General features: G+C 67.6%; 13 protein-coding genes and 1 pseudogene. 12 read left to right on the top strand and 2 right to left on the bottom strand.

Annotated features, from left to right (window positions below):
* Positions 1–848 (bottom strand): cysteine desulfurase-like protein (locus tag A9W95_RS23885; RefSeq protein ID WP_067418595.1); only part of this gene is annotated, 848 nt, incomplete at its 3' end.
* 120 nt (positions 849–968) lie between these two features.
* Between A9W95_RS23885 and A9W95_RS23880 the strand changes: the two genes are divergently transcribed.
* From A9W95_RS23880 to A9W95_RS23855, 6 genes are all read left to right on the top strand, one after another.
* Positions 969–2,939 (top strand): DUF6541 family protein, encoded by a 1,971-nt coding sequence (locus tag A9W95_RS23880; RefSeq protein ID WP_067418593.1) that lies wholly within the window; start codon positions 969–971, stop codon positions 2,937–2,939.
* 27 nt (positions 2,940–2,966) lie between these two features.
* Complete coding sequence (locus tag A9W95_RS23875; RefSeq protein ID WP_067418591.1) at positions 2,967–3,473, top strand: bacterial proteasome activator family protein; 507 nt, start codon at positions 2,967–2,969, stop codon at positions 3,471–3,473.
* A 3-nt stretch (positions 3,474–3,476) separates the two neighbouring features.
* Entirely contained in the window at positions 3,477–4,316 is an 840-nt protein-coding gene (locus A9W95_RS23870; protein WP_067418589.1) for an ABC transporter ATP-binding protein, read from the top strand.
* A complete protein-coding gene (locus A9W95_RS23865) occupies positions 4,309–5,223 on the top strand; it encodes a glycosyltransferase (protein ID WP_067418587.1) in 915 nt (304 codons plus the stop codon). Before A9W95_RS23870 ends, A9W95_RS23865 begins: the two co-directional genes overlap by 8 nt.
* Positions 5,220–6,050: an ABC transporter permease gene (locus tag A9W95_RS23860; protein WP_067418585.1), complete on the top strand. Its 831-nt coding sequence runs from the start codon at positions 5,220–5,222 to the stop codon at positions 6,048–6,050. Before A9W95_RS23865 ends, A9W95_RS23860 begins: the two co-directional genes overlap by 4 nt.
* Positions 6,051–6,175: 125 nt before the next feature.
* Entirely contained in the window at positions 6,176–7,489 is a 1,314-nt protein-coding gene (locus tag A9W95_RS23855; RefSeq protein ID WP_067418583.1) for a lipase family protein, read from the top strand.
* An 8-nt stretch (positions 7,490–7,497) separates the two neighbouring features.
* Here the strand turns inward: A9W95_RS23855 and A9W95_RS23850 are convergent, their stop codons facing one another.
* Positions 7,498–8,199 (bottom strand): C39 family peptidase, encoded by a 702-nt coding sequence (locus A9W95_RS23850; protein WP_067418582.1) that lies wholly within the window; start codon positions 8,197–8,199, stop codon positions 7,498–7,500.
* Positions 8,200–8,367: 168 nt separating this feature from the next.
* On the opposite strand from A9W95_RS23850, the gene A9W95_RS23845 reads away from it, so the two are divergent.
* The 6 genes and pseudogenes from A9W95_RS23845 to A9W95_RS23820 all read left to right on the top strand — a co-directional run.
* Entirely contained in the window at positions 8,368–8,838 is a 471-nt protein-coding gene (locus A9W95_RS23845; protein ID WP_067418580.1) for a GTP cyclohydrolase I, read from the top strand.
* Between the two features lie 51 nt (positions 8,839–8,889).
* Entirely contained in the window at positions 8,890–9,318 is a 429-nt protein-coding gene (locus tag A9W95_RS23840) for a GtrA family protein (RefSeq protein ID WP_067418578.1), read from the top strand.
* A 31-nt stretch (positions 9,319–9,349) separates the two neighbouring features.
* A complete protein-coding gene (locus tag A9W95_RS23835) occupies positions 9,350–10,744 on the top strand; it encodes an FAD-binding oxidoreductase (protein ID WP_067418577.1) in 1,395 nt (464 codons plus the stop codon).
* Between the two features lie 11 nt (positions 10,745–10,755).
* Positions 10,756–11,520, top strand: a complete 765-nt coding sequence (locus A9W95_RS23830) for a decaprenylphospho-beta-D-erythro-pentofuranosid-2-ulose 2-reductase (protein ID WP_067418575.1) — start codon at positions 10,756–10,758, stop codon at positions 11,518–11,520.
* A gap of 2 nt (positions 11,521–11,522) precedes the next feature.
* Positions 11,523–13,454 carry a galactan 5-O-arabinofuranosyltransferase gene (locus tag A9W95_RS23825; RefSeq protein WP_067418574.1) on the top strand — a complete coding sequence of 644 codons (1,932 nt, stop codon included), beginning with the start codon at positions 11,523–11,525 and terminating at the stop codon, positions 13,452–13,454.
* A pseudogene (locus A9W95_RS23820) lies at positions 13,454–14,155 on the top strand (arabinosyltransferase); the annotation flags it as partial. The gene A9W95_RS23825 and the pseudogene A9W95_RS23820, both read left to right, overlap by 1 nt.

Genomic DNA, 14,155 nt, shown 5'->3' with positions numbered 1-14,155 from the left:
CCGCGGGCCGCCTCGTCCAGCGATGCGAGGTATTCGATGCTGGCGACCACACCGGCCAGCAGACCGAACTGGTGCACCCCCAACTCGAGGCGCGCCGGCCCGGTCGCATACGGATTGGTGGACACCGAGGTGAACGAATTGATCAGCGACGGATCGCGGAACACCATCGCGCCGATGGGCGGGCCGCCCCACCCGACCGCATTGACCGCCACCACGTCGGCGTCGGTCTCCTTGATGTCGATCAGCCGGTACGGCGCGGCCGCGGAGTGGTCGACCACCACCAGCCCGCCCACGTCGTGCACCAGCTTGGTCATCGCCCGCAGATCGGTCACCGCGCCCAACGTCCCCGACGCCGACGTGACGGCCACCAGCCGCGTCGCCTTGCCGATCAGGCTCTCCCACTGCCAGGTCGGCAGCTCACCGGTTTCGATGTCGACCTCGGCCCACTTCACCTTGGCGCCGTAGCGGTGCGCCGCGCGCAGCCACGGCGCGATGTTGGCCTCGTCGTCGAGACGACTGACGATCACCTCGTAGCCGAGGCCCGCGCGTGATGACGACGCCTCGGCCAGCGCGGACAACAACAACGCCCGGTCGGCGCCCAGCACCACACCGCTGGGATCGGCGTTGACCAGATCGGCCACCGCCTCGCGGGCCGCGTCGAGCACCGCGGCGCTGCGCCGGGCCGACGGGTGTGCACCCGCCGTGCTGGCGCTGGACCGGCGAAACGCCGTCGACACCGTGGTCGCGACCGAATCGGGAATCAACATGCCGGCCGGCGCATCGAAGTGCACCCACCCGTCACCCAGCGAGGGGTGCAGACCACGCACCCGGGCGACGTCGTAAGCCATGCCAGCCACCTTAAAGCTTTCGCTGTTTTCCGCGGATTGCTGACGGTAGCGGGTGCGCCACAGACGTTCCAGCCGTTCCGGCCTCCCGAGCCAGGACACCCGGCCAGCCATACTAGTCCAGTGACCTTGTGGATCGGAACGCTGATCGCATTGATTTTGCTGATCGCACCGGGGGCGATGATCGCGCGGATCACGCAGTTGAGCTGGCCAATCGCCATCGCAGTGGGCCCACCGCTGACGTACGGCGTAGTGGCACTGGCGATCATCCCTTACGGCGCGCTCGGTATTCCGTGGAACGGCTGGACGGCCCTGGCCGCCCTCGCCGTCATATGCGCCATAGCAACGGCTTTGCAGCTGCTACTGGGCCGGTTCCGGGACACCGACGCCGAAGCGCGCGCGGTGTCGCGCGGTCCGGCACTCACCGTGGCGGCCGGGGTGCTGCTGGGCGCCGTGCTGATCGGCTGGGCCGCGCAGCGCGGCATCCCGCATTGGCAGACAATTCCCAGCACCTGGGACGCGGTCTGGCACGCCAACGCCGTGCGCTGGATCCTGGACACCGGCCAGGCGTCGTCGACGCACATGGGCGAACTGCGCAACGTCGAAACCCACGCGCTGCTGTACTACCCGTCGGTGTTCCACGCCCTGACGGCGGTGTTCTGTCAGCTCACCGGCGCCGCGGCCACCACCGGCTACACGCTCAACTCGCTGGCCGCGGCGATCTGGCTGTTCCCGGTCAGCGCGGCGGTGCTGACCTGGCGCACACTGCGTCCGCACACCACGCAGTGGCGCACCGCGGGGGCGGCGGCGACCGCGGCGGCGCTGTCGGCCTCCTTCACCGCGGTGCCGTACGTGGAATTCGACACCGCGGCGATGCCGAACCTGGCGGCCTACGGGGTCGCGGTACCGACGATGGCACTGATCGCCTCCACCCTGCGGCACCCCGACCGGATCCCGGTGGCGGTGTTGGCGCTGGTCGGGGTCTTCTCGGTGCACATCACCGGCGGCATGATCGTCGTGCTGCTGCTGGGCGGGTGGTGGCTGCTCGAGGCGCTGTGGCATCCGGTCCGCGGGCGACTTGCCGACGTGGTGACGCTGGCCGGGGTGGCGGTCGCGGCCGGGCTGATCATGCTGCCGCAGTTCCTGTGCGTAAAGCAGCAGGAAGACATCATCGCCGGGCACTCGTTCCTGACCTACCTCAGCAAGCGGCGCGGGCTGTTCGACGCCGTCTTCCAGCACTCGCGGCATCTCAACGACTTCCCGGTGCAGTACGGGCTGACCGCGCTGGCCGTCATCGGCGGGCTGGTGCTGGTGGTCAAAAAGATCTGGTGGCCGCTGGCGGTGTGGCTGCTGCTGATCGCGATGAACGTCGACGCCGGCACGCCACTGGGCGGTCCGGTCGGAGTGGTGGTCGGTGGCCTCAACGAGTTCTTCTACAAGGACCCGCGCCGCATCGCGGCGGCCACCACGCTGTTACTGACCGCCGGGGCCGGCCTGGGACTGTTCGCCGTCGTCGCGTTGGCGGTCGCGGTGACCAAGCGGCTGACCCGCCGGGTGCGGCCGCTGCCCAACCCGGTGTGGGCCGCGGTCACCGCGGCACTGCTGGTGCTCGGATGCCTGGTCAGCTCGTGGCACTACTTCCCGCGGCACCGCTTCTTGTTCGGCGACAAGTACGACTCGGTGATGGTCGACCAGCGTGACCTCGACGCCATGGCGTATTTGGCGCGGCTGCCCGGCGCCCATGACACGCTGATCGGCAACGGCAACACCGACGGCACCGCGTGGATGTACGCCGTGGCCGGTCTGCACCCGCTGTGGACGCACTACGACTATCCGGTGCAGATGGGCCCGGGCTACCACCGCTTCATCTTCTGGGCGTATGCCCGCCGGGGTACCAGCGATCCGCGGGTGGTCGAGTCGATCAAGGCGCTCAACATCCGCTACGTCATGGTCAGCAGCCCCATCGTGCGCGGGTTCGTCATCCCCGACGGTCTAGTCTCTCTAGATAAATCGCCGGACTGGATGATGATCTACGACAACGGCGGGGCGCGCATCTACGAATGGCGCGGGAATACCGCAGCGACGCACCCATAGCGGCTAGAACGAGGATGGTGAGGACAGTTGAGTCCCGGCAATGACGACGGCATCGAAGTAATCGGCGGCCTCGACCCGCGGCGCATCATCGCCCAGGACGAGGACGACAACGACGAACGTTCGCTGACCGACCTGGTGGAACAACCCGCCAAGGTGATGCGCATCGGCACCATGATCAAGCAACTGCTCGAAGAGGTCCGCGCCGCACCGCTGGACGAAGCCAGCCGCACCCGGCTGCGCGACATCCACCAAACCAGCATCCGGGAGCTCGAGGAAGGCCTGGCGCCGGAATTGCGCGAAGAACTCGGCCGGCTGACCCTGCCGTTCAACGAGGACTCCGCCCCCTCCGACGCCGAGCTGCGCATCGCCCAGGCACAGCTGGTCGGCTGGCTGGAGGGACTGTTCCACGGCATCCAGACCGCGCTGTTCGCCCAGCAGATGGCCGCCCGCGCCCAGCTCGAACAGATGCGTCAGGGCGCCCTGCCGCCGGGGATCGGCAGGCCGGGCCAACACGGCACCGGACAGTACCTGTAGACCGTGTCCGGCCCGCACATCGAGACTCGCGACGCCTGGGTCGAATTCCCCATCTTCGACGCCAAGTCGCGCTCGCTGAAGAAGACCTTCTTGGGCAAAGCGGGCGGCACCATCGGGCGCAACAACTCCAACGTCGTGGTCATCGAGGCGCTGCGGGACATCACGATGTCGCTGAATCTCGGCGACCGGGTGGGACTGGTCGGGCACAACGGCGCCGGGAAATCGACCCTGCTGCGGCTGCTGTCGGGCATCTACGAGCCCACCCGAGGCTGGGCCAAGGTCACCGGCCGGGTGGCGCCCGTGTTCGACCTGGGCGTCGGAATGGACCCCGAGATCTCCGGTTACGAGAACATCATCATCCGCGGCTTGTTCCTGGGACAGACCCGCAAGCAGATGCTCACCAAGGTCGATGAGATCGCCGAATTCACCGAACTGGGTGACTACCTGTCGATGCCGCTGCGCACCTACTCCACCGGGATGCGGGTGCGGCTGGCGATGGGAGTGGTGACCAGCATCGACCCGGAGATCCTGTTGCTGGACGAAGGCATCGGCGCGGTCGACGCCGAATTCCTGAAAAAGGCGCAGTCGCGGCTGCAGAGTCTGGTCGAGCGTTCCGGAATCCTGGTCTTTGCCAGCCATTCCAACGAGTTCCTGGCCCGGCTGTGCAACACCGCGATGTGGATCGACCACGGCGGCATCCGCCTGACCGGCGGCATCGAGGACGTGGTGCGCGCCTACGAGGGCGAGGACGCGGCCCGTCATGTTCGCGAGGTCCTGGCCGAGACGCGCAACAATGGCGCAGCCGAAAAACCGTTGGCGCAGCAAGCTTCCGTGGATGAGTGACACCGTCATCGCGGTGGTGGTCACCCACCGGCGCCCCGAGGAACTCACCCGTTCGCTCAAGGTGCTCAGCACTCAAACCCGGCCCCCGGACCAGCTCATCGTCATCGACAACGACGCATCCGGCGACAGCCGTATCCGCCCTCTGGTCGACGGGCAAGACATTCCGTCCAGCTATCTCAACTCTCGCCGAAACCTAGGTGGCGCAGGGGGATTTGCCCTCGGCATGCTGCTCGCACTGGCCCACGGCGCCGACTGGGTGTGGCTGGCCGACGACGACGGCCACCCGCAGGACACCGAGGTGCTGGCGACGCTGCTGGCATGCGCGGACAAGCACGGCTTGGCCGAGGTGTCACCGATGGTGTGCAACATCGACGACCCACAGCGGCTCGCGTTCCCGCTGCGGCGCGGCCTGGTCTGGCGGCGGCGGGTCAGCGAATTGCGCACCGAGGCAAGCACAGACCTGCTGCCCGGCATCGCGTCGCTGTTCAACGGCGCGTTGTTCCGCGCTGCCACGTTGGAGGCGATCGGGGTGCCGGATCTGCGGTTGTTCATTCGTGGCGACGAGGTGGAGATGCACCGCCGGCTGGTCCGGTCCGGCTTGCCGTTCGGCACCTGCCTGGACGCGGTGTATCTGCATCCCTGCGGATCCGAGGAATTCAAACCGATTCTCGGCGGGCGCATGCACACCCAGTACCCCGACGACCCGGCCAAGCGCTTCTACACCTACCGCAACCGCGGCTACGTGCTGTCCCAACCCGGTCTGCGAAAGTTGTTGCCGCAGGAGTGGATCCGTTTCGGCTGGTTCTTCCTGGTGACCCGCCGTGATCCCAAGGGCCTGGCCGAGTGGATTCGGCTGCGCCGCATGGGCCGCCGCGAACAGTTCAGCCGGCCGGGAGGACCGAAATGACCTTCGTCGACGCTGCCGCGCAGTCCAAGACGCTGGCCCGGGCCCGAGGTGACCTGGCCGACGGGTTCCGGCGGCACGAACTGTGGCTGCACCTGGGCTGGCAGGACATCAAGCAGCGGTACCGCCGCTCGGTGCTGGGGCCGTTCTGGATCACCATCGCCACGGGCACCACCGCGGTGGCCATGGGCGGCTTGTACTCCCAGCTCTTCCATCTCGAGCTGTCGGTGCACCTGCCCTACGTCACGCTCGGATTGATCATCTGGAACCTGATCAACGCCGCGATCCTGGAAGGCGCCGACGTGTTCGTCGCCAACGAAGGCTTGATCAAACAGTTGCCGACACCATTGAGCGTGCACGTGTACCGGCTGGTGTGGCGCCAGCTGATTCTGTTCGCCCACAACATTGTGATCTACCTCGTGGTGGCGATCATCTTCCCCAAGCCGTGGTCGTGGGCGGACCTGTCGGTGTTCCCGGCGTTGGCGTTGATCATGCTCAACTGCATCTGGGTGTCGTTGTGCTTCGGCATTCTGGCCACGCGCTACCGCGACATCGGACCGCTGCTGTTCTCGGTCGTACAGCTGCTGTTCTTCATGACGCCGATCATTTGGAACGACGACACGCTGCGCCAGCAAGGGGCGGGCAGGTGGTCGAGCATCATCGAGCTCAACCCGCTGCTGCACTACCTGGACATCGTGCGAGCGCCGCTGCTGGGCGCGCACCAGGAGCTGCGGCACTGGGCCGTGGTGGTGGTCCTGACGGTCATCGGGTGGGTCCTGGCGGCGTTTGCCATGCGGCAGTACCGCGCGCGGGTGCCGTACTGGGTGTGACCCAGATCCGGCCCGCGGCCGGTTTAGGACGGTAATTTGCGGGAATTTGAGGCAGTACCGGCGGTACTGCCAACGGGCGGCAGCAAGCACCCCGCCAGGAGCGACGGGTTGACGACGGGTTGACAATGAGCAATTTATCCTCGGTGGCCGAGGCGACTGCCGATACGCCTCATCAGCAGCTAGGCCTGGACGACCCGCTGCTCACGCCGGACGAGGACCCGTTCTACGAGGCGCCGCCGGGCTTCGAGCGGGCGCAGCCCGGCACACTACTGCGCTCCCGTGAAGTTGAGCTGGGCTTTCTCGGCTTGATCAAGCAGCCGGTGCACGCCACCCAACTGCTCTACCGCAGCACCAACCTGCACGGCGAGGCCGAGGTCGCGGTCACCACCGTGCTCCTCCCGCAACGCCCCGGCACCGCCTCGGCGCGGCCGCTGCTGTCCTACCAATGCGCGATCGACGCGGTCACGCCGCGGTGTTTCCCGTCGTATGCCCTGCGCCGCGGGGCGCGCCCGATCGGCGCGTTCGTGCAGTCGGAGTATTTGCTCATCGCAGCCGCGTTGGCGCAGGGCTGGGCGGTGTCGGTGCCGGACCACGAAGGTTGCCACGGTATGTGGGGCGCTCCCCACGAGCCGGGTTACCGCATCCTCGACGGCATCCGGGCGGCCCTGCACTGCGACCGCCTCGGCTTGTCACCATCGGCGCCGGTCGCGCTGTGGGGGTATTCCGGTGGAGGCCTGGCATCGGCGTGGGCCGCCGAACACAACGCCGACTACGCCCCCGAACTCAACGTGGTCGGCGCGGTCCTGGGCTCACCGGTCGGCGACTGCGGCACCGTCGCGCGTCACCTCAACACCACCTTCTTCGCCGGGCTTGCCGCGTTGATGATCGCGGCGCTGACCCACGTCTTTCCTGGCGCCCAACGGGTGGTCGACCAGCACGCCACCGAGGACGGCAAGCGACTGCTCGACGAACTGCACCACATGACGACCGTCGAGGCCGTATGGCGGCTACGGCACGTCGACATCGGCTCCTTCGTCGACATGTGCGCCGATGACCTGTGGGAGCTGCCCGAGGTGCAGGAAGTCTTCGACGCCACCAAACTGGGCCAGACGATGCCTCAGGCACCGCTGCTTGTGGTCCAGTCGGTGCACGACCGAATTATCAGTATCGACGCCATCGACAAGCTGGTGGCGGTGTACCGGCACAGCGGCGTCGCGGTCACCTATCAGCGCGACCGGTTCTGCGGCCACCTGCTGTTGCATCCGCTTTCGGCCCCGATGGCGCTGCGCTGGTTGCGCGACCGGTTCGCGGGGCGCCCCCTCGAGCACCAAGAACAGCGCACCGTGTGGCCGACGGTCCTGCGCCCCGCCACCTATGTGGGCATGCTCAAGCTCGGGGTGGTCGCAGCCAAGGTCATCGCGGGCCGCTCGCCGCGCTGAGGACGCCGTCAGCGTTGGGTGACGATCATGCTGTCGCCGCTGGCCGCCCATGACTTGGCGAAAGCCTCGATCGCGACCGTCTCGTCCTTGCCGAACGGCGTGCCGCTGTCGCTGAGGTGCACCTGGCGCGTCGCGGTGTCCACGCCGGTGACCACGACGGCATGGTCGGCGGCCGGATTGCCGTAACCGTCCGTGCTTTCCACCGGCAACCCCCAAATGAGCTCGGCGTTCACTCCGACAATGATCTTGTGCCCGCCGGCCAGGTAGCGCTCGAGTGCGTCCAGGCCGCCGCCTGCGGTGAATGCCGCACCGATTCCGTACCGCGCCAGCACCGTCGGCAGATCACGCGGGTGGGTGCCCCGGCCGGTGCGGTTGGCGTCGGCTACATCGGCCGGCGCGGCGTAGACCGGCCCTGCATGAACATGGCTGGGCAACGTCTGCGCCACCGCGATGATCTCTGGCTCAGCGACCTCTCGCCCGGTCACCTGACCGACCACAGCGGCGGCGGCCATCAACCCGCAGTCGTCCAGCGTCTGCTGGTGCCAATACGTGGCTGCGGCCGCCGGGTCGCCGACCATTCCGGGCGGGTCGGTGTGCGCCCGGGCGGCGAACGCCGCGTTGGCCAACGCCGTGGCCAGCCCGAGAATCAGCGCGGCACCCAGCAGCGTGAGCGCGGCTTTGCGTACCGCGTTGGACGTGACGGTGAACATGCCAGCAGGCTCAAACGTGCACCTGGTGGGATGCTTTGCGAATCCTTGAGGCCACCCGGTCGCGCGACCGCCAAATTCAGCCAAGAAAGCTTTGAGGATTTACCAAGGCGCCCCGGACAAGCTAAGGCCGTGCTTCACCCACCGACGAAGCCGCCGAAAGGTACTCCCATGCTGCGCCATGACAACGAATCCGCACACACCGGCGGAACCCTGCTGCAATTCCCGATCGGCCGCATCGCGGTCGCGCCACCGGTCGCCCCGAAGTCCGAGTTCGAGATGGTCGCGGCCATCCCGTTCAAGGCGCTGTGCGCCGATCACCTGTTGCCGTTCGACGGTGTGGTGCACGTCGGCTATGTGCGCGGCCGCAACCAGCTGCACCCCGGCGAGTTCCACCGGGTCGTCGACGCGTGCTCGGGCGGGATCCAGAACCAGCAGTGGATGACCACCCGCATCGCGCTGTGGCTGCACCACGAGATCGCGCCGCGTGGGCTCGGTGTGCTGGTCGAAGGCGACTACGCCTGCGCGACGGCCTTCGGCGGCGCGGCCGTCAGCGGCGTCACGACCACGATGGCGTTCTACGGTTCGCTGCGCCGCAGCGCCGCAGAACAGCGGGAATTCCTCGCCCTGGCCACGGGCTGACATTCCAAAGCGGCGGGCCGCGACCGGCGGCCCCCGTTAAACTGCTCCACGATGATCCCCCCTGAGCCCGATGCCGTGCCGGCGGCTGCGCATCTGCATCTGACGACTCAGGTCACCCGTTTCATCATCACCGGGGTGTTCGCCGCGACCGTCGACTTCAGCGTCTACGTGGCCCTCTACAAGGGCGCTGGCCTGCAGGTCGACCTCGCCAAATTCATCAGCGTCGTGGTCGGCACCATCACCGCGTACCTGATCAACCGCCGCTGGACCTTCCAGGCCGCACCGAGCCGGGCCCGCTTCGCCGCGGTCATGGCGTTGTACGGGGTGACGTTCGCCGTGCAGGTCGGACTCAACCACTTGTTCCTGGCCCTGTTCCACTACCGCAGTTGGGCGATCCCGGTCGCGTTCGTCATCGCGCAGGGAACCGCGACCGTCATCAACTTCGTCGTGCAGCGAGCTGTTATCTTCCGCATGCGCTGACCCCGCCGGACAGGCGGTACCCTCTTTCACGATGTTGAGCACCGACGTTCCCACCACGCCCACCCGGCTGACCGGGTGGGGTCGCACCGCGCCGTCGGTGGCCAACGTGCTGCGCACGGCCGATCCCGAGCTCATCGCCAAGGCCGTCGCCCGCGTTGCCGACGCCGGCGGCTCACCCAACGGGCGCGGGGTCATCGCGCGCGGGCTGGGCCGCTCCTACGGCGACAACGCGCAGAACGGCGGCGGCCTGGTGGTCGACATGAACGCACTGAACACCATCCACTCCATCAACGCCGACTCCCGGCTGGCTGACCTCGACGCCGGGGTCAACCTCGACCAACTGATGAAAGCCGCTTTGCCGTTCGGGTTGTGGGTGCCGGTGTTACCCGGCACCCGGCAGGTCACCGTCGGCGGTGCGATCGCGTGTGACATCCACGGCAAGAACCACCACAGCGCGGGCAGCTTCGGCAACCACGTGCGCAGCATGGACCTGCTGACCGCTGACGGCCAGATTCGCCACTTGACTCCCGCCGGTGACGAGTCCGAACTGTTCTGGGCCACGGTCGGCGGCAACGGCCTGACCGGAATAATCCTGCGGGCCACCATCGAGATGACGCCGACCGAAACGGCGTACTTCATCGCCGACGGCGACGTGACCGCCGGCCTGGACGAAACCATCGCCCTGCACAGCGACGGCAGCGAAGCCGACTACACCTACTCCAGCGCGTGGTTCGACGCCATCAGCGCTCCGCCGAAGCTCGGGCGGGCGGCGGTATCGCGCGGCCGGTTGGCCACCGTCGACCAGCTGCCAGCCAAGCTGCAGCGCAATCCGCTGAAATTTGATGCGCCGCAACTACTTACGTTTCCCGACGTCTTCCCCAACGGGCTGGCCAACAAGTACACGTTCATGCCGATCGGCGAATTGTGGTACCGCAAATCGGGCACCTACCGAGGCAAGATCCAGAACTTGACGCAGTTCTACCACCCGCTGGACATGTTCGGTGAATGGAACCGCGCGTTCGGGTCGGCCGGCTTCGGCCAGTACCAGTTCGTGGTGCCCACCTCTGCCGTCGAGGAGTTCAAGGCGGTCATCCGGGACATCCAGAAGTCTGGCCACTACTCATTTCTCAACGTGTTCAAGTTGTTCGGGCCGGGAAACCAGGCGCCGCTGAGTTTCCCCATCCCGGGCTGGAACGTCTGCGTGGACTTCCCCATCAGACCCGGCCTCAACGAGTTCCTCACCGAACTCGACCGCCGGGTGCTGGAATTCGGCGGCCGGGTTTACACGGCCAAGGACTCTCGCACCACGGCCGAAACCTTCCACGCCATGTATCCGCGCATCGACGAATGGATCGCGCTGCGCCGCAAGGTCGATCCTATGCGGGTGTTCGCCTCGGACATGGCCCGACGTTTGGAGCTGCTGTAAATGGTGCGCCAATGGTTCTAGATGCCGTAGGGAATCCGCAGACCGTGCTGCTGCTCGGCGGCACGTCGGAGATCGGTCTGGCTATCTGCGAGCGCTACCTGCGCACCGCCCGAGCGCGAATCATTCTGGCGGCCATGCCCGATGACCCCGGCCGCGACGCCGCCGTGGCGCAGATGAAAGCCGCCGGCGCTCGCTCGGTGGAACTCGTCGACTTCGACGCCGTGGAAACCGACACCCATCCCAAGGTCATCGACCAATGCTTCGCGGGCGGCGACGTCGACGTGGCGATCGTCGCCTTCGGTTTGCTCGGCGATGCCGAAGAACTGTGGCAGAACCAGCGCAAAGCCGTGCAGATCGCCGAAGTTAACTACACCGCAGCGGTTTCGGTCGGCGTGCTGCTCGGGGAGAAGATGCGCGCGCAGGGCTTCGGTCAGATCATCGCGATGAGCACCGTCGCCGGCGAACGGGTGCGCCGCTCCAACTTCGTCTACGGCTCCACCAAGGCCGGCCTGGACGGTTTCTACCTCGGACTGGGCGAGGCGTTGCGCGAGTACGGCGTTCGGGTCCTGGTCATCCGTCCCGGTCAAGTGCGTACCCGCATGAGCGCGCACATCAAGGAAGCTCCACTGACCGTCGACAAAGAGTACGTCGCCAACCTGGCGGTGACCGCGTCCGCAAAAGGTAAGGAACTGGTTTGGGCGCCAACAGCATTCAGGTACGTGATGATGGTGTTGCGTCACATCCCGCGGAGCGTGTTCCGCAAGCTGCCCATCTGAGCATGCGCAACGCGCTGGCCGGCCTGGGCCAGATGGTGTTTGCGGCCCTAGTCGCCGTCGTGGTGGCCGTCGTCTCGCTGGACGCCATCTCGAAGGTTCAGTGGCCGGCCTTCCCGTCCTCCAACCAACTGCACGCGCTGACCACCGTCGGGCAGGTCGCCTGCCTGGCCGGACTGCTCGCGACCGGGTGGGCGTGGCGTCGCGGCGGCCGGTTACGGCGGCTCGCTCAGGTGAGCGGCGTGGTCTTCGTGTCGGCGTTCACCGTCGTGACGCTCGGTATGCCGTTGGGCGCGACCAAGCTGTATCTCTTCGGCATCTCCGTCGATCAGCAGTTCCGCACCGAGTACCTGACCCGGCTCACCGACAGCGCCGCCCTGCAGGACATGACCTACCGCGGGTTGCCGCCGTTCTACCCGCCGGGCTGGTTCTGGTTCGGCGGGCGCGTCGCGGCGTTGACGGGCGCACCGGCGTGGGAGGCATTCAAGCCGTGGGCGATCACCTCAATCACCGTGGCCGTCGCGGTCGCGCTGGTGCTGTGGTGGCGGATGATCCGGTTCGAACACGCGCTGCTGGTCACCATCGCGACCACGGCGGTGACGCTGGCGTACAGCTCGCCGGAACCGTACGCGGCGATGATCGCGGTGCTGCTGCCGCCGGTGCTGGTGCTGACCTGGTCGGGGCTGCGTGCCGGCGAGCGTGCGGCTGGCCGCACAGTCGAAGCCGAGGGTGCGGCTGGGCGCACACTCGCGCCGACCGGCGGGGGCTGGGGCGCGGTGGTTGGGGCGGGCATCTTCCTGGGCTTCGCCGCCACCTGGTACACGCTGCTGGTCGCCTACAGCGCCTTCACCATGACACTGATGGCGGTGCTGCTCGCGGCCGCCCGCTGGCGACGCGACAAGAAGGCGGCGTTGGACCCGCTGCGCCGGCTGGCGGTCATCGCCCTGATCGCGGCGGCCATCGGATCGATCACCTGGCTGCCCTACCTGCTGCGGGCCGTCCGCGGGCCGGTCAGCAACAGCGGCAGCGCCCAGCACTACCTGCCCGCCGACGGCGCCGAACTGACCTTTCCCATGCTGCAGTTCTCCCTGCTGGGGGCGTTGTGCCTGCTCGGCACGCTGTGGCTGGTGGTGCGGGCGCGCACCTCGGTCCGCGCCGGCGGGCTGGCCATGGGCGTCCTGGCCGTCTATCTGTGGTCGCTGCTGTCCATGCTGACCACCCTGGCCCGCACCACCTTGCTGTCGTTCCGGCTGCAACCGACGCTGACCGTGCTGCTCGCGGCCGCGGGCGTGTTCGGCTTCGTCGAAGCGACGCTGGCGCTGGCCGCCCGCCGCCGAGCCATCCTGCCGGTGGCAGCCGCCATCGGTCTGGCCGGAGCGATCGGCTTCAGCCAAGACATCCCCGACGTGCTGCGCCCCGACCTCACCGTCGCCTACACCGACACCGACGGCCACGGGCAGCGCGGCGACCGGCGCCCGCCCGGCGCGGAGAAGTACTACGCCGACATCGACGCGGCCATCCTGCGCGGCACCGGTCGACCCCGCAATCAGACGGTGGTCCTCACCGCCGACTACAGCTTCCTGTCCTTCTATCCCTACTGGGGCTTTCAAGGGTTGACGTCGCACTACGCCAATCCGCTGGCGCAGTTCGACAAACGCGCCTCCCAAATCGAGAGCTGGGCGAACCTCAAGACGGCCGACGACCTGATCAAGGCCCTGGACAAGCTGCCCTGGCCGCCGCCGACCGTCTTCCTGATGCGCCGCGGCGCGGGCAACACCTATACCTTGCGGCTGGCCGAAGACGTCTACCCCAACCAGCCCAACGTCCGGCGCTACACCGTGGACCTCAAGGCGGCGCTGTTCTCCGACCCGCGCTTCTCCGTCGACAACATCGGCCCGTTCGTGCTGGCCATCCGCAAGCCGGGGACGGACCGCTGATGGCGACCGAGACCTCGATCGGCGCGATCGAACAATTACCATCTACCTCCGTGAGCGACGCGGGTGCTAACTACCGGATCGCTCGCCTCGTCGCCGTCGTCGCCGGCCTCCTCGGCGCGGCGCTGGCGCTGGCCACGCCGTTCCTGCCGGTCAAGCAGACCACCGCCCAACTGAACTGGCCGCAGAACGGCACGTTCAGCAGCGTCGAGGCGCCGCTGATCGGCTATGTGGCCACCGACCTGAACATCACCGTGCCCTGTCAGGCCGCGGCCGGGTTGGCCGGACCCGACAACGCCGCCAAGACGGTGCTGCTCTCGACGGTGCCCAAACAGGCCCCTAAAGCCGTCGACCGAGGGCTGCTCCTCGAGCGGGTGAATGAGGACCTGGTGCTGATCGTGCGCAACGTGCCGGTCGTCGCCGCCCCGCTGAGCCAGGTGCTCAGCCCGGCTTGTCAGCGGTTGACGTTCACCGCGCATGCCGACAAGGTCACCGGTGAGTTCGTCGGACTGCGCCAGGGCCCCAACGCCGAACATCCCGGTGAGCCGTTGCGCGGGGAAAAGAGCGGCTACGACTTCCGGCCGCAGATCGTCGGCGTGTTCACCGACCTGTCCGGCCCCGCGCCACCCGGGCTGAGCTTCTCGGCGACCGTCGACACCCGCTACAGCACCAGCCCCACGCCGCTGAAGATGGCCGCGATGATC

This window comes from Mycobacterium sp. 1423905.2, from assembly GCF_001673155.1.
Lineage (GTDB): Bacteria > Actinomycetota > Actinomycetes > Mycobacteriales > Mycobacteriaceae > Mycobacterium.
This window is presented reverse-complemented; position numbering and strand designations above follow the sequence as displayed.

What these genes read in the sequence shown, in the direction of transcription:
- A9W95_RS23865 (WP_067418587.1), top strand. Translation starts at nt 4,309, where the DNA reads ATGAGTGACACCGTCATCGCGGTGGTGGTCACCCACCGGCGCCCCGAG.
- A9W95_RS23860 (WP_067418585.1), top strand. Translation starts at nt 5,220, where the DNA reads ATGACCTTCGTCGACGCTGCCGCGCAGTCCAAGACGCTGGCCCGGGCC.
- A9W95_RS23855 (WP_067418583.1), top strand. Translation starts at nt 6,176, where the DNA reads ATGAGCAATTTATCCTCGGTGGCCGAGGCGACTGCCGATACGCCTCAT.
- A9W95_RS23850 (WP_067418582.1), bottom strand. Translation starts at nt 8,199, where the DNA reads ATGTTCACCGTCACGTCCAACGCGGTACGCAAAGCCGCGCTCACGCTG.
- A9W95_RS23845 (WP_067418580.1), top strand. Translation starts at nt 8,368, where the DNA reads ATGCTGCGCCATGACAACGAATCCGCACACACCGGCGGAACCCTGCTG.
- A9W95_RS23840 (WP_067418578.1), top strand. Translation starts at nt 8,890, where the DNA reads ATGATCCCCCCTGAGCCCGATGCCGTGCCGGCGGCTGCGCATCTGCAT.
- A9W95_RS23835 (WP_067418577.1), top strand. Translation starts at nt 9,350, where the DNA reads ATGTTGAGCACCGACGTTCCCACCACGCCCACCCGGCTGACCGGGTGG.
- A9W95_RS23830 (WP_067418575.1), top strand. Translation starts at nt 10,756, where the DNA reads ATGGTTCTAGATGCCGTAGGGAATCCGCAGACCGTGCTGCTGCTCGGC.
- A9W95_RS23825 (WP_067418574.1), top strand. Translation starts at nt 11,523, where the DNA reads ATGCGCAACGCGCTGGCCGGCCTGGGCCAGATGGTGTTTGCGGCCCTA.